The 21,376-nt window shown below is 73.5% G+C and carries 18 protein-coding genes and 1 pseudogene; 7 read left to right on the top strand and 12 right to left on the bottom strand.

Going from position 1 to position 21,376, the window contains the following annotated elements:
- Positions 1 to 16 precede the first annotated feature (16 nt).
- From FB558_RS06700 to FB558_RS06715, 4 genes are all read right to left on the bottom strand, one after another.
- The gene (locus FB558_RS06700) at positions 17 to 574 is read right to left on the bottom strand and encodes an MnhB domain-containing protein (RefSeq protein ID WP_142049133.1); all 558 of its coding nucleotides are present in this window, start codon (positions 572 to 574) and stop codon (positions 17 to 19) included.
- The gene (mbhE, locus tag FB558_RS06705; RefSeq protein ID WP_246106281.1) at positions 571 to 2,940 is read right to left on the bottom strand and encodes a hydrogen gas-evolving membrane-bound hydrogenase subunit E; all 2,370 of its coding nucleotides are present in this window, start codon (positions 2,938 to 2,940) and stop codon (positions 571 to 573) included. Before mbhE ends, FB558_RS06700 begins: the two co-directional genes overlap by 4 nt.
- A gap of 428 nt (positions 2,941 to 3,368) precedes the next feature.
- Positions 3,369 to 3,644 (bottom strand): hypothetical protein, encoded by a 276-nt coding sequence (locus tag FB558_RS06710; protein ID WP_142049135.1) that lies wholly within the window; start codon positions 3,642 to 3,644, stop codon positions 3,369 to 3,371.
- Positions 3,645 to 3,655: 11 nt separating this feature from the next.
- Complete coding sequence (locus tag FB558_RS06715; RefSeq protein WP_142053791.1) at positions 3,656 to 5,332, bottom strand: sodium:solute symporter family protein; 1,677 nt, start codon at positions 5,330 to 5,332, stop codon at positions 3,656 to 3,658.
- A gap of 240 nt (positions 5,333 to 5,572) precedes the next feature.
- Between FB558_RS06715 and FB558_RS43840 the strand changes: the two genes are divergently transcribed.
- Genes FB558_RS43840 through FB558_RS06725 form a run of 3 tightly spaced genes read left to right on the top strand, consistent with a single transcriptional unit; the run spans position 5,573 to position 8,564 of the window.
- Positions 5,573 to 6,472: a carbohydrate ABC transporter permease gene (locus tag FB558_RS43840; RefSeq protein WP_211366144.1), complete on the top strand. Its 900-nt coding sequence runs from the start codon at positions 5,573 to 5,575 to the stop codon at positions 6,470 to 6,472.
- On the top strand, positions 6,469 to 7,281 hold the full coding sequence (locus FB558_RS43845) for a carbohydrate ABC transporter permease (protein ID WP_211366147.1): 813 nt from the start codon (positions 6,469 to 6,471) through the stop codon (positions 7,279 to 7,281). The genes FB558_RS43840 and FB558_RS43845 overlap by 4 nt, the downstream gene beginning before the upstream one ends.
- 8 nt (positions 7,282 to 7,289) lie before the next feature.
- Positions 7,290 to 8,564 carry an ABC transporter substrate-binding protein gene (locus FB558_RS06725; protein ID WP_142049138.1) on the top strand — a complete coding sequence of 425 codons (1,275 nt, stop codon included), beginning with the start codon at positions 7,290 to 7,292 and terminating at the stop codon, positions 8,562 to 8,564.
- A gap of 980 nt (positions 8,565 to 9,544) precedes the next feature.
- Here the strand turns inward: FB558_RS06725 and FB558_RS06730 are convergent.
- The 5 genes and pseudogenes from FB558_RS06730 to FB558_RS45140 all read right to left on the bottom strand — a co-directional run bounded on the left by FB558_RS06730 (position 9,545) and on the right by FB558_RS45140 (position 13,862).
- A complete protein-coding gene (locus FB558_RS06730) occupies positions 9,545 to 10,060 on the bottom strand; it encodes a GNAT family N-acetyltransferase (protein ID WP_425467974.1) in 516 nt (171 codons plus the stop codon).
- Positions 10,061 to 10,080: 20 nt separating this feature from the next.
- Positions 10,081 to 10,209: pseudogene (locus FB558_RS06735) on the bottom strand (mycothiol transferase); the annotation flags it as partial.
- A gap of 45 nt (positions 10,210 to 10,254) precedes the next feature.
- Entirely contained in the window at positions 10,255 to 11,436 is a 1,182-nt protein-coding gene (locus FB558_RS06740; RefSeq protein WP_142049143.1) for an MFS transporter, read from the bottom strand.
- A gap of 46 nt (positions 11,437 to 11,482) precedes the next feature.
- Positions 11,483 to 13,633 (bottom strand): malate synthase G, encoded by a 2,151-nt coding sequence (locus tag FB558_RS06745; RefSeq protein ID WP_142049146.1) that lies wholly within the window; start codon positions 13,631 to 13,633, stop codon positions 11,483 to 11,485.
- Between the two features lie 94 nt (positions 13,634 to 13,727).
- Complete coding sequence (locus FB558_RS45140; protein ID WP_281288558.1) at positions 13,728 to 13,862, bottom strand: hypothetical protein; 135 nt, start codon at positions 13,860 to 13,862, stop codon at positions 13,728 to 13,730.
- A 144-nt stretch (positions 13,863 to 14,006) separates the two neighbouring features.
- On the opposite strand from FB558_RS45140, the gene FB558_RS06750 reads away from it, so the two are divergent.
- The 3 genes from FB558_RS06750 to FB558_RS06760 are packed head-to-tail and all read left to right on the top strand — an operon-like array spanning position 14,007 to position 18,116.
- A complete protein-coding gene (locus FB558_RS06750) occupies positions 14,007 to 15,449 on the top strand; it encodes an FAD-linked oxidase C-terminal domain-containing protein (RefSeq protein WP_142049148.1) in 1,443 nt (480 codons plus the stop codon).
- On the top strand, positions 15,446 to 16,780 hold the full coding sequence (locus FB558_RS44360; protein ID WP_246106284.1) for an FAD-binding oxidoreductase: 1,335 nt from the start codon (positions 15,446 to 15,448) through the stop codon (positions 16,778 to 16,780). The genes FB558_RS06750 and FB558_RS44360 overlap by 4 nt, the downstream gene beginning before the upstream one ends.
- Position 16,781: 1 nt before the next feature.
- Entirely contained in the window at positions 16,782 to 18,116 is a 1,335-nt protein-coding gene (locus tag FB558_RS06760) for a (Fe-S)-binding protein (protein ID WP_142049150.1), read from the top strand.
- Between the two features lie 82 nt (positions 18,117 to 18,198).
- Here FB558_RS06760 and FB558_RS06765 read toward each other — a convergent pair whose 3' ends face one another.
- Positions 18,199 to 18,840 (bottom strand): TetR family transcriptional regulator, encoded by a 642-nt coding sequence (locus FB558_RS06765; RefSeq protein WP_142049152.1) that lies wholly within the window; start codon positions 18,838 to 18,840, stop codon positions 18,199 to 18,201.
- Between the two features lie 86 nt (positions 18,841 to 18,926).
- On the opposite strand from FB558_RS06765, the gene FB558_RS06770 reads away from it, so the two are divergent.
- Entirely contained in the window at positions 18,927 to 19,856 is a 930-nt protein-coding gene (locus tag FB558_RS06770) for a zinc-binding dehydrogenase (RefSeq protein ID WP_142049155.1), read from the top strand.
- Positions 19,857 to 19,939: 83 nt separating this feature from the next.
- On the opposite strand, the gene FB558_RS06775 is transcribed toward FB558_RS06770, so the two are convergent.
- A complete protein-coding gene (locus FB558_RS06775) occupies positions 19,940 to 20,380 on the bottom strand; it encodes a VOC family protein (RefSeq protein ID WP_142049157.1) in 441 nt (146 codons plus the stop codon).
- A gap of 114 nt (positions 20,381 to 20,494) precedes the next feature.
- The gene (locus FB558_RS06780) at positions 20,495 to 21,376 is read right to left on the bottom strand and encodes a carbohydrate ABC transporter permease (protein WP_142049159.1); all 882 of its coding nucleotides are present in this window, start codon (positions 21,374 to 21,376) and stop codon (positions 20,495 to 20,497) included.

Consider the following 21,376-nt stretch of genomic DNA (forward strand, 5'->3'; position numbering starts at 1 on the left):
ACGAGGTTGACCGCGGTCACCGGGACTCCCCCGCGTCGCGCATGTCGCGCTCGATGCCGGCGCCGAGCGAGCGCAGCAGGTCCAGCACGACGCCGATGATCAGCAGGTACACGCCGACGTCGAGGACGACGCTCGTCTGCGTCTCGAGGTGCCCGAGCAGGGGGACGTCGACGGCGACCTTCGCGGTGGCGAGCACCGGCGCCCCGAACGCCACCGGCGCGAGCGCGCTGAGCAGGGCGACCCCCAGCCCGCTCCCGATGAGCACGGGAGGGCGCAGGCGCACGGTCGCCCCCAGGTCGTCGCTCCCGCCTGCGATGTAGCGCAGCACGAACGCCAGCCCCGCCACCAGCCCCGCGGCGAACCCGCCGCCCGGCCCGTAGTGCCCCACGAGGAGCAGGTAGACCGAGAACACCAGCACGGTCGGGAACAGCGCCCGGGTCGTCATCTCCAGCAGGAGGGTGCGCTGGCGGTCGCCGCGGCACTCGCCGGACAGCAGCCACGCCTCCCGGGGGTGGTCCCACTCCTCGAAGGGGAGCGGGTCGCCGCCGGAGCGCTCGTCGTCGATCGTCGTCATCCGAGCACGTCCTCCTCGTGCCGGGGGCTGCCCTGGCCGCTCTCCACCGGGCTGCGGCCGCCGCGCCGGTCGTAGCGGGTGGCGAGCACGAGGCTGGCCACCCCGGCCGCCGCGACGAACAGCACGCCGATCTCGCCGACGGTGTCCAGCGCGCGGAAGTCGACGAGGATCGCGCTGACGACGTTGGCGGCGCCCGCCTCGGGGGCGAGCCGGGCGAACTCACCGCTCGCCGCCGACGGTGCGGTCCGGGCCCCGGACAGCACGATCGCGAACACCGCGACGGCGGCGCCACCCGCGGCCCCGAGCAGCGCCTTGGGCACGCGCACCCGCCGCGGCGGGCGCTCCTCGGTGAACTGGGCGGGGAGCCTGCGCAGCACGAAGACGAACGCGACCAGGGAGAGCGTCTCGACGAGGAACTGCGCCAGCGCGAGGTCCGGCGCGCCGTCCACGACGAACAGCCCGCCGACGCCGTAACCGATCACCCCGACCAGCAGGACGGCGGTGAAGCGCCGCCGCGCCCGGGTGACGGCCACCGCGGCGACGACGACCACGATCGCGAGCGGCACCTGGATGGCCGCGTGGTAGAGCGGGGGGAGCGCGGGCCAGGAGCCCGCCAGCACGGTGGCGACCCCCGGCAGCAGCACGAACGCCACGAGGATGGTGGCCAGGTACGCGGGCAGCGACCCGACCTGCAGCCGCCCGGTGATCCCCACGGCGAGCCGCCCGATGCCCGCGATCGTCTTCTCGTAGGCGCGCTGCGCGTCGACGGGGCTGCGCCCGGCGAGCGCGCTCGTGCGGCCCCGTGCGGCGTGCAGGGCCAGCCCGCCGGCGAGGGCGATCGCGGAGAACAGCAGCGGGAGGCCCAGGCCGTGCCACAGCGCGAGGTGGTAGCCGGACTCGCCGGGGTACGCGGCCGCGTAGCTCGCGGCCTCGGCGTCCACGACCGGGGCGGCGAGGCCGAGCACGGGGCCCGCGACGGCGCACAGCCAGACCGGCGCGGAGAGCAGGGCGCCGATCCCGTGCACCGGGGTGTCCTCGCGGCCGGGCTTGCGCAGGAACGCGCCCCACAGGAAGCGGGCGCTGTAGGCCACGGTGAGCACCGAGCCCAGCAGCAGACCGACCGCGACGGCCACGTTCTGGACGCTGCCGTGCAGGAACGCCTCGAACGCCGCTTCCTTGCCGACGAACCCGATCAGCGGCGGCAGGCCGGCCATCGACGCGGCGGCGAGCGTGGCGGCCACCGCGAGGCCGGGCAGCGCCCGGCCCACACCGGAGAGCTTCCGCACGTCGCGAGTGCCGGTGGCGTGGTCGACGGCGCCGACCGTCAGGAACAGCGTGGCCTTGAACAGCCCGTGCGCGAGCAGCATGGCGATCCCGGCCATGGCCGCGACGCGGCCGCCCGCGCCGAACAGCACCATGAGGAACCCGAGCTGGCTGACGGTGCCGAACGCGAGCATCCGCTTGAGGTCGGTGGCCGACAGCGCGCGCCAGCCGCCGATCAGCATCGTGGCGATCCCGGCGACCAGGATCGGCACCGTCCAGACCGCGAGGTCGGAGAACGCGGGCGAGAACCGGCCCACCAGGTACACGCCCGCCTTGACCATCGAGGCGGCGTGCAGGTAGGCGCTGACCGGGGTGGGTGCGACCATCGCGGCCGGGAGCCACGGGTGGAACGGCAGCTGCGCGGACTTGGTGAACGCGCCGAGCAGGATCAGCAGCAGCGCCGCGGGCACCAGCGCACCCCGGGGCGGGTCGGCGAGGATCTCCGAGATCCGGTACGTGCCCGCCGCCTCGCCCAGCAGCACGAACCCCAGCAGCATGGACAGGCCGCCGAAGACGGTGACCAGGAGCGCCTGCACGGCGGCGCGGCGCTCCTCGCGCTTCTCCCCGCCCTGGCCGACCAGCAGGAACGACGCGATCGACGTCAGCTCCCAGAACAGGTAGAGCGTGAGCAGGTCGTCGGCCAGCACCAGGCCGAGCATCGCGCCCGCGAACGCCAGCAGCAGGGCGGCGGAGCGCGGCGACTCCGGGGAGTCGCCGCGGAAGTAGCCGATGCAGTAGACGAGGATCACGGCGCCGATGCCGGAGACCAGCACGATCATCGCCAGGGCCAGCGCGTCGAGGCGGAACGAGAGGGTGAGCCCCAGCGCGGGCGACCACGCGGTGGACTCCCCCAGCCCGCCGCCCAGCGCGGCCCCCGCGTTCGCCAGCGCCCACAGGAGGGTGGCGGCGGGCAGCACGGCGGCCACCCCGAACGCCGCGGGCCGGCTGCGGGCCGACACCAACGGCAGCAGACCGGCGACGACGAGGTGCGCGACGACGAGCGCGAGCACGCGGTCCTCCTCCCGGTCAGGGCCGATGTCCACCCCGCCGAGTCGGGGCTCGGCGGACGGACGAGGCCGCCCTCGGGCACGAGGTACCCGGGGTCGGCCCGATCATCGTCCGGCGGCCCCGCGAACCGTCGGTGGCGCCGCGGAAGTGGACATTCCGGGCCGGGGGCGCGGGAACCACCCTACCGATCGGTGCTCGCGCTCCCGGCCACCGCACGCCGTGTCGAGCACGCCGGTGACCGTGCGACGACTCACAGCGGTCAACTGGAACGATCCAGTCGTCGGGTGCGCTGTACCCGGTGGAACCAGCCATCGAGACCCCCGTGAGGAGGACACATGACCGGCACCACGCGCCTCACCGGCGCAGTCCGGCGGGCCCTGCGTCGCCTCGACGCCTGGACCCTGACCGCGTTCAACCCGCGCTACCCGACCCCGCGCGACTGAGGCCCCCACCCGCGCGGGCCTCAGCTGCGCCCGCTGGGCGGCACCAGCGGGCGCAGCCGGGCCCACAGCAGGAACAGCGCCGCGACCACCAGCATCACGATCCCGGACCACAGGTTGATCTCGATCCCGCCTGCCTTCTCGAGCTGCGCCTCGTCCTCGAAGAACGCGCCCTGGACCGTCAGCACGACGCCGTAGAGGCCGAACAGCACCGCGATGACCGTGCGCAGGTCGAACAGCTGCGACGCCGCACTGGACGTGGCGCCCTGGTCGACCGCCGACTCCTCCGGCTCGGACATGACCGCACCTCCTACGCGAAGACCAGGTACAGGGCGAGGGTCAGGACGAGCACGATCGCGCCGAGCACGACCGGCGACTGCCACCAGCTGCCCTCGTCCTCACCGCCGCGGCCCCGCTCCCGCGGGGTCAGCGACCAGACCAGCCCGGCAAGCTCCGACTCCGGACGCGGCGCGGTCACCATCGTCACGACCACGCTCACCGCGATCCCGACCACGAACGCCGCGCTCGCCCCGATGAACGAGCCCGCCTGCGACGACACCGCGATCACCCCGACGCGCACCAACGCGTCGACCGTGACCGCCGCGACGGTGCCCGCGATCAGGCCCGTCCACCCCGCGGTCCCGCTCATCCGCTTCCAGAACAACCCCAGGATGAAGATCGCGAACAACGGGGCGTTGAAGAAGCTGAACAACGCCTGGATGTAGTCCATCAGGTTCGTGAAGCTGCTCGCGATGAACGCCGTCCCGATCGCCAGCAGACACCCGATCACCGTGACCGCGCGCCCCACCCGCAGGTAGTAGTCGTCCGGGCGGCCCGGTCGGATCCAGTCCTGCCACAGGTCGTAGGTGAACACCGTGTTCAGCGAGCTGACGTTCGCGGCCATGCCCGCCATGAACGAGGCCAGCAGCCCCGCGAGCGCCACCCCGAGGATCCCGTTGGGCAGCACCTCGCCCATCAGCAACGTCAGCGCGTTGTCGTAGGTGACGTCGGTGGGCCCGCCCTGCTTGAGCGTGGTCAGCTGCGGCACCAGCACCCCGGCGATCATCCCCGGGATCACCACGACCAGCGGGATCAACGCCTTCGGGAACGCCCCGATGATCGGCGTGCGGCGCGCCGCGGACATGCTGCGCGCCGAGAGCGCCCGCTGCACCTCCGCGAAGTTCGTCGTCCAGTACCCGAACGACAGCACGAACCCGAGCCCGAACACGATCCCCAGCACCGACAGGAACGGGCTGGCGATCTCGGTGAGCGACGTCCCCGGCCACGACGACACCTGCTCAGGGCCCGGCGGCAGCGCGCTCACCCGCTCGACCAGCCCGTCCCAGCCCCCGACCCGCGCCAACCCCGCGACGGTCAGCGGGATCAGCAGGGCCAGAATCACGAAGAACTGCAGCACCTCGTTGTAGATCGCCGCGGACAACCCGCCGAGGAAGGTGTAGCTCAGCACCACCAGCGCCGCGATCGGCACCGCCACCGCCAACGACCACCCCAGCAACGCCTCCAGGATCAGCCCCAGCGCGTACAGGTTCACCCCGGCGATCAACACCGACGCCAGCGCGAACGTCACGCCGTTCACCCGCTGCGTGGTCGTGTTGAACCGCATCCGCAGGAACTCCGGCACGCTGCGCGCCTTGGAGCCGTAGTAGAAGGGCATCATCACGATGCCCAGGAACACCATCGCCGGGATCGCGCCGATCCAGTAGTAGTGGAACGTCGGCACCCCGTACTGGGCGCCGTTGGCCATCATCCCGATCAGCTCGATCGCACCCAGGTTCGCCGAGACGAACGCCAGGCCCGTCACCCAGGCCGGCAGCGACCGCCCCGACAGCAGGAAGTCCAGGCTGGACGCGATCGACCGGCGCGCCAGCACGCCGATCCCCAGCACCAGCACGAAGTAGAAGACGATGAACACGTAGTCGATCCACGCCGTGTCCAGCCGCAGGTCGGTCTGCCCCAGCACCGTCACGGTCGCCACCGGCGTCCCCTCCCTCGCTCCCGGCAGTCACGTGCTGCGGATCATTCGCCACACTCCGCGATCGCGCCACACGGAGCGACGGCGCGTCCGGAGGACTGCCGACCAGGACCCGCTCGTCGGCACTTGCCTCCACGGGGCCGGCATGCCACCGTCGCCACGGCGTCCGGCGACGGTGCGGACCCGGACAGCGGTGGGGGGAAGCGTGCACGTGGGTCGCCGCACCGGGATCCGATGACGCGAGCCGTGCTGCGCGCGGCGGACCCGGTGCCCGGTCGGTCGCCCGTGCGCGCCCGCCGACGGCGCACCGATGCCTGGCCGCTCGTGCTGCCGGCCCTGGTCCCGGTCGCGCTGTTCAGCGTCTACCCGCTGGCGCAGGGCCTGTACCTGGGCTTCACCGACGCCCGCGCGGGCCGCGGTGTCGTCACCAGCTTCACCGGGTTCGACAACCTCACGCGGCTGCTGTCCGACGAGCTGTTCTGGTCCTCGTTCCGGATCGGGATCGTCTGGGCCTTCTCGGTGACCGTGCTGCAGTTCGCCGCGGGCATGGGGCTCGCGCTCCTGCTGAACGAGGACCTGCGCCTGCGATGGCTCGCCCGCACCCTCGCGCTCGTGCCGTGGGCGATGCCGCCGGTGATCATCGCGATCATGTGGCGGCTGCTGCTCAACCCCAACCACGGCCCGCTGCCCGGCGGCGTGAACTGGCTCGGCGAGTTCTCCACCGCCTTGCCCGCCGTGATCGTCATCGGGGTGTGGGCGGGCATGCCGCAGACCACGATCACGCTGCTCGCCGGCCTGCAGACGATCGACGGTGCGCTGCACGAGGCCGCCGCCGTGGACGGGGCCGGGCCGTGGCGCCGGTTCTGGCACGTCACGCTGCCCGGGCTGCGCCCGGTGATCGTCGCGATCACCACGCTCGACCTCATCTGGAACCTCAACTCGTTCGCCCTGGTCTACGTGCTCACCGCGGGCGGCCCCGGCGGGCAGACGATGCTGCCGATGCTCTTCGCCTACAACGCGGCCTTCCGCTACGGCGAGTTCGGCTACGCCTCGGCGATGGGCGGCGTGATGGTGGTCCTCGTCGTCGGGTTCCTGCTGTTCTACCTGCGCTCGCAGCTGCGGAGGATGCCGTGAGGCGCCCGCTGCAGTACCTCGCGCTGGCCGCCTACCTGGTCTTCCTCGGCTTCCCGCTGCTGTGGCTGCTGGGCACGGCGCTCAAGTCCCCGGACGAGCTCGCGACCGGCGGGATCGTGCCGCTGTCGCCCACCGTGGAGAACTTCGCCGACGCCGTGGTGCGCGCCGACCTCGTGACGGCCGCGACCAACAGCCTCCTCGTCGCGCTCGGCACCACCGTGCTAGTGCTGGTGCTCGCGCTCCCCGCCGCGTACGCGCTGGCCCGCTACCGCACCCGGCTCAAGCTCGTGGCCAACGGCTGGGTGCTGGTCAGCCAGGTCTTCCCGGTGATCCTCGTCGTGGTGCCGCTGTTCCTGATCCTGCGCCAGTTCCGGCTGGTGGACAGCCTCGTCGGGCTGACGCTCGTGCACGCGGTCTACGCACTGCCGTTCGCGCTGTGGATGCTGCAGGGCTTCATCGCCGCGATCCCGCGCGACGTCGAGGAGGCCGGTGTCGTCGACGGCGCCGGCCGCGTGCGGGTGCTGGCGAGCATCGTGGCCCCGCTGCTGGCACCCGGCCTCGTCGCCACCGCGATGTTCACCATGATCTCCTCGTGGAACGAGTTCTTCTTCGCGCTCGTGCTGATCCAGGACCCGGCGAAGGTGACGCTGCCGCTCACCCTCGCCCGGTTCGTCGGCGCCGAGGGCCAGGTGCAGCTCGGGGCGCTCGCCGCCGGTGCACTGCTGGCCACGGTGCCGAGCCTGCTGTTCTTCGCCGCGGTCCAGCGGCGGCTCACGTCCGGGCTGCTCAGCGGCGCGGTGAAGGGATAGGAGCACCGATGCGGAAGCTGCTCGTCGCGATCGGCGCCGTCGCCGCGCTCGCCGGCTGCGCCACCGCCCCCGTCGGCCCCGAGGTCGACGAGGGCACCGGCCCCGTCACGCTGACGTTCCAGAGCCTCGCGTTCCAGGAGCCGAGCGTCGCCGCCACGGAGCGGATCGTCGCCGACTGGAACGCCGCCCACCCGGACGTCCGGGTGGAGCTGACGCAGGGCAGCTGGGACTCCGTGCACGACCAGCTGGTGACCCAGTTCCAGGGCGGCACGGCCCCGGACGTCATCCACGACGAGTCGGCCGACATCAGCGGCTTCGCCCGCCAGGGCTACCTCGCCGACCTGGGACCGCACCTGTCCGATGAGACCCGGGCGGCGATCCCGCAGGGCGTGTGGGACGCCGTCACCGTCGACGGGACGACCGTCGCCGCACCGACCCTGCTGCAGTCCTACGTGGTGTTCGCGAACACCACGATGCTGGAGCAGGCGGGCGTCCCGATCCCGACGAGCCCGACCCTGACCTGGGACGAGCTCGCCGCCGCCGCGCGGAGCACCACCACCGCGACGACCGCGGGGCTGGGCTGGGGCCTGCGGCAGCCGACGGCCACCGTCATGAGCCTCGGGCTGAACTTCGGCGGCACCTTCTTCACCGGCGCGGGCGAGGCCACCACCGTGCAGGTGGGAGACGCCGAGCTGGAGGTGCCGCGGCGGATCCACGAGATGGCCTACGTCGACCGGTCCCTCGACCCGACCTCGCTCACGCAGAGCGGCTCCGACGTCGTCACCGCGTTCCTCGACGGGCGCTACGCCATGGTCGTGGCGGGCAGCTACGTGGCGCAGCAGATCGCGGAGGCGGCGCCGCCCGGCTTCTCCTGGGCGGTGCTCCCCGCGCTGGCCGGCACCTCACCGGAGCAGGCCGCCAACCCGCAGACGCTCTCGGTGCCCGCCGACAGCCCGCACGTCGCCCAGGCCGCCGACTTCATCGAGTTCTACCTGCAGGCGCAGAACCTCGCGGCGGTGGCGCAGGGCGAGTGGCTGATCCCCACGTCCGGCGCGGCCCGCGACGCGGTGGCCGAGGCCACCGGCGGCCAGGACGGGTGGACGGCCACCCTGGCCGGGGCCGAGTACCTGACCACGGCCCCGTTCCAGTCGGTGACCGACTACCCGCAGTGGAAGGACCAGATCGCCACCCCCGCCCTGCAGCGCTACCTGGGCGCCCAGATCGACCTGCCCACCCTGCAGCGCGAGCTGACGGAGGGCTGGGCGCAGGTGAGCGGCGGCTGAGACCCCCGGCGCAACGAACGGCACTCTCGTCGCTACCTAGCCGACGAAAGTGCCGTTCGTTCGGCAGGGGCGGCGCGTGATCGGTGTGAGCCGCACCTCACCGTGCTCGCCGCCGCGCTCACGTACTTCTCGCACGCCTGCTCGCCGTCGTGATCGCCAGGAGTGGTGTCACGGCGGCACATCTGCCGCTCACGGCGGCACATCTGCCGCTCTGGCACCACTCCTGCTGATCATGGCCGTCTCGCGTTCCGCGGAACGCGCCTGCACGTGATCAGATAGACGTGAGCGGGGTTGAGGCCAAGATCGAACCCCGCTCACGTCGATGTGGTCATGGAATCTCCTGTGGGCGCGCCGTTCCCGGCTCGAGACCACTGCCCCCGCCCTGGCCCGGTCCTCGGCGCAGTCGGCCGGTCCTCCTCGATCCCGCCCCGTCGGCGAGATGGCCGGGTTGGGCCAAGGACCGAATGTCGTGGCTGGCCGGACGGCCGTCCCCGACCGGGCCCAGGCCTGTCCCGGACGAGACCGCCCCTGCCGCGTGCGTGCGCACCTGGCGGTGGTCCCGTTCTCCACCCGTCCCGGCGATCATCAGACCGGTCCGGGCCGTCCATGCGCCCTTGATCGGCGGAAAGGGGCCATGCGCTGCACGGGTGCGGCTCAGGTCCCTGGTTCGCTGATCAAAGCCGTTTCGAAGAGGTTGGGAACGGCACCACAGCCGGATGAGTGGCATCCGGCAGCAACGAGCTCGTCCAGAACAGGCCTGGGCCCGGTCGGGTACGGCCACCCGGGCGACCCCGTAACTCGGTCGTTCTGCCAACCGGGCCACCTCGACACCGGGGGGCGGGTACGCCGCCGGGGCGACTACGAGTGACGGCTCGGCGCGGGGTGGGGGCAGTTCGCCTCGAGTCGGGAACGGCGCGCCCACCGCAACCCGCCCCACCCGACAGGAACAGACCACGAAGTGAACGCGGAACCGCCGCCGCTCAGCCCGGCGAGATCAAAGTGCCGGGCGCCACCCGCGACGGCAGCGGCTTCGCGAAGTAGCGGCTCGACTCCGAGTCCGCGTAGTGGCCGAACGCCGGCATCGGCGCGTAGCCGGAGCTCGCGTACAGCGCGATCGCCTCGGGCTGGCGGGTGCCGGTCTCCAGCACGAGGCGCGTGAGCCCGGCCGCGGCGGCGGCGCGCTCCAGCTCGGCCAGCACGGCGCGGGCGTGGCCGTGCCCGCGGTGCGCGGCGTTCACGTACATGCGCTTGACCTCGGCGTCGCCGTCGCGCAGGGCCGGGGACTCCGCCGCGCTCCGCGCCCGCCACCCGCCGCACGCCACCGGCTGCCCGTCCACGTAGCCGACGACGAAGAAGCCGGCAGGCGGCGCGAACTCCCGCGCATCGAGCACCGTGGCGTCCTCGCCGCCGTAGCGCTCGACGTAGACCTGCTGGACCTCGGCGATCAGGCGGGCGGCGTCGGGGTGGTCGAGGGGCGTCGGGCGGAGATCGAGCACGCCCTCGATCCTACGAGCGGCTACCCGCCGGTCCGCCCGTCGATCAGCTCGCGGACCACGTCGAGGTGCCCCGCGTGCCGGGCGTACTCCTGCAGCAGGTGGAACAGCACCCGCTCCAGGGTCGGTAGCCGAGGAGGACCTCGGCGCGGGAGGCGCGCGGGCTGGTGGGCTCGGGGAACGGGAGGGTCACCGGCTCAGCCTGGCACCGGCTCCCGCACCCGGCCCGCGCTCATCACGGCCGCGAGGCTGAGCGCGGCCAGCAGCGCCACGACCAGCAGCAGCACCGGGTACCCGGCCAGCCCGGTGAGCGCCGCGAGCAGCACGGGCAGCAGGAACCCGATGTAGGTGAACGCGTAGTACACGGCCGTGAGCCCGGCGAGCTGCGCCGGCTCGGCCATCCGCTGCACCTCGATCAGGCCGGCGACCAGCAGCAGCCCGTAGCCCGCGCCGAGCACGACCGACGCCGGCACGGCGAGCACCGGGGAGCCCAGCGCGGCCGCCGCGGCGGCGACCAGGAGGCCGCCCACGAGCGCCACGAGCCCGAGACGCGCGCCCGTCACCGGGGAGAGCCGGCGGGCCCACGACTGCACGGCGATGCCGGTGCCGAGCGTCACCGTGGTGAGCAGGGTGGCGTAGACCAGCCCGAAACCGGCCAGCTGCGGGCCCAACGCCGCGGGCTGCACGGCGAAGGACAGCGCGGGCGCCCCGAACACCCAGGGCGCCATCGGGGCGACGACCCGGCGGAACCGCCGCGGCAGGTGCACCCGCAGCCCGGACCGGAACGCCCCCGGCGGGCGCGTCTCGGGCAGCCCCGCCACCGCGGCCACCACGGCGGCGGTCAGCACGATGTGCACGAGGTAGGGCAGCTCCATCGGCAGCGGAGCCCACTGCGCGAGCACCCCGGCGACGAGCGGCCCGACGCAGAACCCAGCCGACAACCCGAGCGCGGCGCGGCGCGCGCCCGCGGCGGCGTCGGCGCCCGGGTCCCACGGGGCCTGCGACAGCTCCTTGACCCACGTGGTGCCCACGGCCATCGCGATGCCCGTGACCACACCGAACAGGAACCGGCCGGTGTAGAGCGCGGGCTGGGACACCGCCGCCACGCCGCCGAGCGCGAGCACCGCGCTGGCCGGCGCCGACACCACCAGCGAGGGCAGCAGCAACCGCCGCCGCCCCCACCGGTCGGACGCCGGCCCGCCCAGCAGCAGGCCCGGCACGAGCCCCGCGGCGTAGACGCCGAAGAACGCCGCGACGACCACCGCCGGGTAGTGCGCCTGCTCCCGGTACATCACCATCAGCGAGCTGAACTGGTTCGCCCCGTACCCGATGGCGAACAGTGCCGCCGCCGCCCGCATCCATCCCTGCACGCCCGCCATGCTGCGCGCCGGACGGTTCGGTCGCCCCCGAACTGTGGCCGGGAGCTCAGGCGCCGGCCTTGGCGGTGCGCCGCCAGGTGGTCAGCACGCGCTCGGTGTAGCCGTTCGGCTCGGTGCGCCCGGTGAACACCAGCTCGAGCGCCGCCTGGAAGGACGGGCTCGCGTCGAGGTCCGCCGCCATCGGCGCGTATCCCGGCTCCCGGGCGTTCTGCTCGTCGACGAGCGCGGCCATGCGCGCGAACGTCTCGCGCACCCCCGCCTCGTCGACCAGGCCGTGGTGCAGCCAGTTGGCGATGAGCTGGCTGGAGATCCGCAGCGTGGCGCGGTCCTCCATCAGGCCGACGCCCTCCAGGTCCGGCACGGTGGAGCACCCGATGCCCAGGCCCACCCACCGCACGACGTAGCCGAGGATCGACTGCGCGTTGGTCTCCAGCTCGTGCTGCCTCTCCTGTTCCGACAGCTCACCGGTGAGCAGCGGGACCTCGAGCAGCAGCCGCCGGTCGGTCTCCCGGCCGGCGAGCTCGCGCTGGCGGGCCGCGACGTCGATGCGCAGGTAGTGCAGCGCGTGCAGGGTGGCGGCCGTCGGCGAGGGCACCCACGCGGTGTTGGCGCCGGCCTCGGGGTGGGCGCCCTTCGTGGCGAGCAGCTCGGCCATCGCGGCGGGCTTGGCGAACATCCCCTTGCCGACCTGGGCGTTGCCGACGAACCCGGCGCGCAGCGCGACGTCGACGTTGCGGTCCTCGTAGCCCTGCAGCCACGCCGTGGACTTCATGTCGTTCTTGCGCACGACCGGGCCGGCGAGGAAGTCGGAGTGGATCTCGTCGCCGGTGCGGTCGAGGAAGCCGGTGTTCACGAAGATCACGCGGTCCTGGGCCTGGGCGATGCAGGCGTCGAGGGTGAGCGAGGTGCGCTTCTCCTCGTCCATGATCCCGACCTTGAGCGTGGCCGGCGCCAGCCCGAGCGCCTCCTCGACGGCGGCGAACAGCTCGGCGGTGAGCGCCACCTCGTCCGGGCCGTGCTGCTTGGGCTTGACGATGTAGACGCTGCCGGCGCGCGAGTTGGAGTAGCGCCCCAGGCCCCGCAGGTCGTGCAGCGCGGCGGTGGCGGAGACGAGCGCGTCGAGCACGCCCTCGCCGACCGGCTCACCGTCCACCTGCACGGCGTCGGTGAACATGTGGTGCCCGCAGTTGCGCACGAGCATGAGGGAGCGCCCGTGCAGGGTGAGCGGGGAGCCGTCCGGCGCCGTGTACTCCCGGTCCCCGTTGACGCGCCGCTCGACGGTCTCGCCGCCCTTCTCGAAGCGCGAGACGAGCTCCCCGGTCATCAACCCGAGCCAGGTGCGGTAGGCCAGGGCCTTGTCCTCGCCGTCGACCGTGGCGACCGAGTCCTCGAGGTCGACGATCGTGGTGACGGCCGCCTCGACCGCGACGTCGGCGACGTCGGCGTGGTGCTGGCGCCCGACCTGGTGCTCGGGATCGATCGTCAGCTCGACGTGCAGGTTGTGGTGGCGCAGCAGGACGGCCGCGACCGCGCCCCGCGACCCGCCGCCGCCGTCGGAGCCGCTGCGGTGGCCGGCGAACTGCCCCGCGTCGGCGAGGCCGGTCTCCCCCGTGCCCGTCGCGACGACCAGCCGCCCGTTCTCCACCCGGTAGGCCGTGGCGTCGGCGTGGCTGCCCTGGGCGAGCGGGAAGAACTCGTCGAGCAGCCGGTCGGCCTCGGCGATGACCTGCGCGCCGCGCTCCTCGTCGTAGCCGGGGGCGAGCTCGTGGTCGAGCGGCAGCGCGTCGGTGCCGTAGAGCGCGTCGTAGAGCGAGCCCCAGCGGGCGTTCGCCGCGTTCAGGGCGTAGCGGGGCACGGTGGCCGGCACCACGAGCTGCGGGCCGGCGATCTCGGCGATCTCGGCGTCGACGCGGTCGACCTGCACCTTCGGCGAGGCCGGCGGCACGAGGTAGCCGATCTCGGTGAGGAAGGCCTCGTACGCGGCGACGTCGCCCCCACCGTTCTCGGAATGCCAGGCGTCGAGCTGGGCCTGCAGCTCGTCGCGCCGCTGCAGCAGCAGCTTGATCCGGCCGTCGAACCGGCCGTGCAGCGCGGCGAGGGTGGACCAGAACCACTCCGGCTCGAGGTCGAGGCCGGGCAGCAGCTCGTCGGCCACGAACTCCCGCAAAGCCGGATCGATCTGCAGTTGCGCACTCATCTCTCACCCTCCGGTCGGCAGCACGCACGGCGGGTACCCGCCCGGCGACTTTTCTACCAGACGGACTTGCACTTCCGCATTGCGGAAGCGAAACTCATCTCATGACGACGGCAGCGGGCGCCGGCACGGGGTCGACCGACGCGGGTCCCACGGCGCCGGTGAGCGCCAGCACCACGACGACGGCCGCCACGACGACGAGGGACAGCTGCAGCTTCCGGCGGGGACCCACCGCTCCGACCTCCCGAAGGCTCACCGGCAGTGCGCACTCGATCACTGCGTGCCCGGTCCCGGCGGCGCCGAGGACCGCGCGGTCCGCGGACCGCGGCCGTAGTCTCCATGCAAGCCAGCGACCCGCGACGGAGGGGGCCGGTCGATGAGTCCCGACCACGCTTTCGCGTCCGTTCTCGACCCGGCGGACATCATCAGCGACCCGGTCCGCTGCCGGGCCTACGAGTGCGACGGCCTCACCGGCTACCGCGTCGTCCCGCAGCTCGTGCTGCTGCCGCGCGACGCGGAGCAGGTGGCCGCCGCGGTGCGCGTGTGCCACGAGCACGGGGTGCCGTTCGTGGCCCGCGGTGCCGGCACGGGCCTGTCCGGGGGCGCGCTCCCGGTGGCCGACGGCGTGGTGATCAGCCTGGCCCGGCTCAAGCGGGTGCTGGAGGTCGACCCGGTCGACCGGCGCGCGGTCGTCGAGCCGGGCGTCACCAACCTGGAGATCACGGCGGCGGCCGCCCCGCACGGGCTGTACTACGCGCCGGACCCGTCGAGCCAGCAGGTGTGCACGATCGGCGGCAACGTCGCGGAGAACTCCGGCGGCGCCCACTGCCTCAAGTACGGCTTCACCACCAACCACGTGCTGTCCTGCGAGGTCGTGCTGCCCGACGGGTCGCTCGTCACGCTGGGCACCGACACCGGCGAGCAGGCCGGGCCGGACCTGCGCGGGGTGTTCCTCGGTTCCGAGGGCACCCTCGGCATCACCACGAAGATCACGGTGCGGCTGCTGCGCACGCCGGAGTCGGTGCGCACGCTGCTCGCCGACTTCGGATCGATCGCCGCGGCCGGGGACGTCGTCTCCGACATCGTCGCCGCGGGCATCGTCCCGGCGGCGGTCGAGATGATGGACACGCTCGCCATCGAGGCCGCCGAGGAGGCCGTCCACGCCGGCTACACGGTGGGCGTCCCGGCCGCGCTGGTCGTCGAGCTGGACGGGCCCGCCGAGGAGTGCGACGTCCAGTTCGAGCAGGTGAAGCAGATCTGCGACCGGCACGGGTGCACCCGCCTGCACATCGCGGGCTCCCCGGAGGAGCGCGCCGCGATCTGGCGCGGGCGCAAGGCCGCGTTCGCCGCGGTGGGGCGCATCTCCCCCGACTACTTCGTGCAGGACGGCGTCGTCCCGCGCACCCGGCTCGCCGAGGTGCTCGACCGGATCGCCGCGATGGGTGACGACGCCGGGCTGCGCGTGGCCAACGTCTTCCACGCGGGCGACGGCAACCTGCACCCGCTGGTGCTCTACAGCGCCGCGGCCGGGGAGACCGAGCGCGCCGAGGAGCTGTCGGGGAAGATCGCCGAGCTGTGCGTGGAGCTGGGCGGGTCGCTCTCGGGCGAGCACGGCATCGGCACGGACAAGGCGTGCTCGATGCCGAAGATGTTCTCCCGCGACGACCTGGCGGTCATGGACCGCGTGCGCGCGGCCTTCGACCCGCGCCACCTGTGCAACCCGGGCAAGGTGCTGCCCACGCCGCGGCTGTGCGGCGAGCGGCCCGGCAAGTACCGGCCCCACCCCCTGGAGGAGTCGGGAGTGATCGAGCGCCTGTGAACACCGCGACCACACTGCGCCCCACCGACCTGCGCTCGCTGCGCGACGCGGTGCTCGACACCGCGGGCCCGATCGGGATCGCCGGGGCGGGCACGGCCACGGACTGGGGAGCCCCGCTCGGCCCGGTCGACCACGTCCTCGACACCACCGGCCTCACCGGGGTGATCACGCACAACCCCGGCGACATGACGGTCTCGGTCCACGCCGGCACCCCGCTGCGGGAGCTGCAGGCCGACCTCGCCCCGCACGGCCAGCACGTGGCGTTCGACGCGGCGCACGCCGCCGACGGCGCCACGGTGGGCGGGCTCGTCGCCACCGCCGACGCCGGACCCGCGGCGCTGGTGTTCGGGTCGATGCGCGACCTCGTCATCGGCGTCACGGTCGTGCTGGCCGACGGCACCGTGGCCCGCAGCGGCGGGCACGTCATCAAGAACGTCGCCGGCTACGACCTCGCCAAGCTGCTGCACGGCAGCTACGGCACTCTCGGCGTGCTGGCCGAGGTCGTCCTGCGGCTGCACCCCGTGCCGAAACGCACCGCCACGCTCGCCGTCCCGTGCTCCCTGGAGGAAGCGGCCGCGCACGCCGCCACCGTGCTCGGCGGCCCCTACGAGCCGGCGGCCCTGGAGTGGACGAGCGACGGCACCCTGCTGATCCGCGTCGAGGGCACCGAGGACGCCCTGGACGCGAGGCTGCAGCGCCTGCGGAAGGCGCTGGGCGCGACTCCGCGCGACTCCGACGAACGGCACATTCGTCGTCGGCTAGGTACCGACGAAAGTGCCGTTCGTCCGGAGGCGCATGCCGCGGACGCGCTCGACGCGCCCGGCCCCGACTCGCACGGCGCCGAGGCCCTCGCCCCGGACGCAGCCGACACGCAGCCCGGCACCCGGGGCCCGGTCCGCACAGGCACCCCCGACGCTCCCGACGAACGGCACTCTCGTCGGCTAGGTACCGACGAGAGTGCCGTTCGTCAGTCGGAGGCCTGGGAGCGGCACGCCTCGCTCGTGCGCGGCACGCCTGAGCTCGCCGTCCTGCGCATCGGGGTGCGGCCCTCGCGGCTGCCCGGCGTGCTCGCGGACCTGCCCGCCTCGTCCGTCACCGCGGGTCTCGGCACCGGGGTCGCCACCGTCGCCCTCCCGCCGGACGCCGTCGCCGACGCGCACGCCCGGGTGCACGCCGCGGGCGGCACCTCCGTGCTGCGCTCCCGCCCGGCGGGCTCGGGTGTCCCCGCCTGGGGGCCGCCGCCGTCCGCGATCGCCGTCCTGCGCGCCGTCAAGGCCGAGCTCGACCCGCAGGGTCGCCTCGGCCCGGGCCGTTTCGACCCTTGGATGTGAGATGAGCACACCCGCCGGTTCCGCCGACACCAACCTGCCGCAGACGGGCCCGAGCGCCTTCGACGAGCGGCGCCCGCCGGAGCGGGAGCTGCTCGACGACTGCGTGCACTGCGGCTTCTGCCTGCCGACCTGCCCCACCTACCAGCTGTGGGGCGAGGAGATGGACTCCCCGCGCGGCCGCATCTACCTGATGGACCTCGCCGAGAAGGGCGAGATCGAGCTGCCCGGCCCGTTCACCGAGCACATCGACCGGTGCCTGGGCTGCATGGCCTGCGTGACGGCGTGCCCGTCGGGCGTGCAGTACGACCGGCTGCTGGAGTCGGTGCGCCCGCAGATCGAGCGCAACGTGCCGCGCGAGCGCAACGACGCCTGGTTCCGCAACGCGATCTTCGCGCTGTTCCCGTACAAGCGCAGGCTGCGGGCCGCGGCCGTGCCCGGCGCGCTCTACCAGCGGCTGCGCAAGGTCCCGGCCGTCGCGAAGCTGGCGGGGAAGCTCCCCGGGCGGCTCGGGGCGATGGAGTCGCTGCTGCCGCCGGTGTCGGTGCGCGAGGCGTTCGCCCGGCTGCCCGTGCACACCCCCGCGGTCGGTGAGCGCCGGGCGCGGGTGGCCCTGCTGTCCGGCTGTGTGCAGGACGTGTTCTTCCACCGCGTCAACGCGGCCACCGTGCGCGTGCTGGCGGCCGAGGGCTGCGACGTCCTGGTGCCGCGCGAGCAGCAGTGCTGCGGCGCGCTCGAGCTGCACGCCGGCCGCGAGGACAGCGCGCTGGCCAGGGCGAAGCGCGAGATCGCGGTCTACGAGAAGCTGGACGTCGACCACGTCGTCACCAACGTCGCGGGCTGCGGCTCGTCGATGAAGGAGTACGGCCACCTGCTCGCCGACGACCCCGAGTGGGCCGAGCGGGCGGCGGCGTTCAGCAAGCGGGTGCGCGACGTCCACGAGGTGCTCGCGGAGCTGGGGCCGCGTGCCCCGAGGCACCCGTTCCGCGGGCGGGTGGCCTACCACGACGCCTGCCACCTCGGCCACGCCCAGCAGGTGCGCAGCCAGCCGCGCGAGGTGCTGCGCTCGATCCCGGACCTGGAGCTGGTGGACCTGCCCGAGGCCGCGCTGTGCTGCGGCTCGGCCGGCATCTACAACATGATCATGCCGGAGGCCGCCGCCGAGCTCGGGGCCCGCAAGGCCGGGAACGTCCGGTCGGTGGCGCCGGACCTGGTGGTCACGGCCAACCCGGGATGCCTGCTGCAGATCGGCAAGCACCTCGGGCAGGACCTCCCCCTGCTGCACCCGGTGCAGCTGCTCGACGCCTCGATCCGCGGGGTCCCGGTCCCGCGCAGCTGAGGCTCCCGAAGATCCGAAGTATCGGTCGTCCATGGTTGCGCGCGCAGCCATGGGCAACCGATATCGCGGATCTTGTGGGTTGTCAGAGCCCCGGCAGTGTCATCCGCACGCTGCCCGGCACCGCGGCGAACGCCTCCCGCAGGCGCTCCGGCAGTTCCTCGCGAGCAGCCGCACCGGGCCGGGACGCCCACCGCTCGAGCGCGGCGCGGAACGCCGCCACCACCACGTCGAGGGCGAGCCGGAGGCGCAGGTCGTCCTCGACCACCCCGAAGCGCTCTGCCACGACCGCGATCGCGGCCCGCGTGGTGCGGTCGCAGAACTGCAACCCGTGAGCACTGATCGACGGGGTGCTCCCGGCCAGCCGGCAACTGGCCGCGGCGCGCTCGGCCCACCCGTCGCGGGGCATCCGGGCCAGCACCACGAGCAGGGTGTCCTGGAGCAGCTCCAGGAGCGTCGAACCGTCCGCCGGCTCGCGGACGCGGAGCTCGGCGAGGAACGCGGTCCACATGTCGTGGGTCGGGGCGAGCGCGAGGTCTTCCTTGCTCGTGAAGTACCGGAACAACGTGCGCTTGGAGACCTCCACCTCGGCGCACAGGTCGTCGAGCGTGGTGGCGTCGAAGCCGTCGGCGGTGAACCGCCGCAGGGCGGTGTCGACGAGGGCATGCCGCGTGCGGAGCTTCTTGCGCTCCCGCAGCGGCAGCCCGGCGGGCGACGGCGTGTCCATCGCCACTCACTGTATCCCGGGCGCCAACGCCGCTCGTACGCCTACGCCTCTCAGTGGCGTTAGCTTCTCAGTGGAGGTTCACGACCGTGCGCGCTCTCCTCGTCGACCGCTCCGCACCCGGCGGCCTGCATCTCGGCACGACCGCCGATCCCGTGCCGGCACCGCACCAGGCGCTGGTCCGGGTGACGGCCACGTCCCTGAACGCCGGGGAGGTGCGGTTCGGCATCGCGAACGCCCCGGACGGGGCGGTGCTGGGCTGGGACGCGGCCGGCGTCGTCGAGCGCGCCGCGGCGGACGGGACCGGGCCGGCAGCCGGCACCCCCGTGGTCACCCTCGCCCCGGACGGGGCGTGGGCCGAGCTGCGCGCCGTCGACACCGGACTGATCGGCACCGTCCCCCCGGGCGCGGACCTCGGCGCGATCAGCACCGTGCCCGTCGCCGGCGCGAGCGCCCTGCGCGCCCTGCACCGGCTCGGGCCGATCCTCGGCAGGCGCGTGCTGGTCACCGGCGCCACCGGGGGCGTCGGCGGCTACGCCGTGCAGCTCGCCCGCCTCGGCGGCGCGTCCGTCGTCGCGACCACGGGCGACCCGGAGCGCCACGGCGAGAGCCTGCGCGCCCTCGGAGCCGACGAGGTGCGGGCCGACCCCGCCGACCTCGCCGACCAGGTGGACGGCATCGTCGACATGGTGGGCGGCGGGCAGCTCGTGGCCGCCTACGAGCGACTGGCGAAGGGCGGCACCCTCGTCTCGGTGGGGCACTCGACCGACGGGGGCGAGAACTTCCCGTTCGGCGCGTTCTTCGGCAACGAGGGCCGGCACGACCGCTCGATCACCGCGTTCTACCTGCTGGACTGCCCCGACCTGGCCCCCGACCTCGGCTGGCTCGCCCGCGCCGTCGCCGCCGGACGGCTGGACCCGCAGATCTCGTGGCGCGGCGGCTGGGACGGCGCCGCGGATGCGATCGCCGCCCTACTGGAGCGGCGACTGCACGGGAAGGCGGTGCTCGACATCGGCTGAACGGCCCCGCGGCCGCGATCCTCGGGGGACACTGACGGCAGGCCCCACTCGTGGTGATCCGCTCCCTGCGCGGGCACGCGGCGTCAGCCGAGCTGCTCGGCCAGTCCGACGATGATGCCCTCGGGGCCGCGGACGTAGCAGAGCCGATAGCTGTCCTCGTACTGCACCAGCTCGCCGACGAGCTCGGCACCGCGGGCGCGGAGGCGGGCGACGACGTCCTCGATGTCGTCGACGGCGAACATGACGCGCCGGATGCCCAGCGTGTTCACCGGCGCGTCCTTCGGCTCCGCGCTGATCGCCTTCGGCGTGTGGAACCTCGCCAGTTCGACCCGGCCGTGGCCGTCCGGGGTCCGCAGCATCGCGACGTCCTCCCGGACGCCGTCGATCCCGATAACACGCTCCACCCAGCGTCCCTCGACGGGCCCCTCGCCCTCCAGCTCCATGCCGAGCTCGACGAAGAACGACACAGCGGCGTCGAGGTCGTCGACCACGATGAGGACGTTGTCCATCCGCTTGACCGTCATGCCGGGCCTCCTCGGTGTCGTGCGGCCACTGCGGCCGCGTCCGCCCCTGGGACGGAACCGCCGGACCGGTCTCGACATCGGGTCCGGTCGCTGGGGTGTGGTCGGTGACCGCGCTCAGCCCTTGACGGCGCCCTGGGTGAAGCCGGCGATGAACCGGTCGAGGAACAGGTTGAACACCACCGCGATGGGCACGGCGACGAGCACGGCGGCGGCCTGCAGCGACTGCCAGAAGAACACGTCGCCGCGCACCAGCTCGGTGGGCACCCCGGTGCTGATCACCTTCTCCGCGCTGGGCGAGATGAACGCGAGCGCGTAGATGAACTCGCTGGCCGTCAGCGTGAACGCGAACACGACGACGGCGACGAGCCCGGGGAACAGCAGCGGCGCGACCACCCGCACCATGGCCCCGACGCGGCTGTAGCCGTCGACCATCGCCTGTTCCTCGATGTCGCGCGGGATGGTCTTGAGGAAGCCGATGAGCAGCCACACCGACACCGGCACCGTGATCGTCGGGTAGATCACCACGAGCGACCACGTGGAGTCCTGCAGCCCCAGCGCCACCACCAGCCGCGACAGCGACAGGAACAGCAGGGTCGGGGGGACCAGGTAGACGAAGAAGATCGCGATGCCCATCCGGCCCGCCCACGGGCGGTCCAGCCGGGCCAGGCTGTAGGCGGCGGGGAGGGACAGCGCCAGCGTGATCAGCACGACGAGTACGCCGACCCACAGGGTGTTCCACGCGAACGTGGCGAACCCGGTGCCGGTCAGCAGCAGGTCGAGGTGGTCGCGCGTGGGCAGCTCGTTGAAGACGAACGGGTTGTTGGCGCGCCGGTAGAGGTCGCTGTCCTGCTTGAACGTGGTGATGGCCGCCCACACGAACGGGCCGGCCGCGGCCAGCGCGGACAGCACGGCGAGCGCGTACAGCGCGACCCGGCCCATCCGGTGCCTGCGCGCGAACCGCCGCCGGTCGGCGTCGGTGATGACGAGCGCGTCCAT

Source organism: Pseudonocardia kunmingensis (assembly GCF_006716445.1).
Lineage (GTDB): Bacteria > Actinomycetota > Actinomycetes > Mycobacteriales > Pseudonocardiaceae > Pseudonocardia > Pseudonocardia kunmingensis.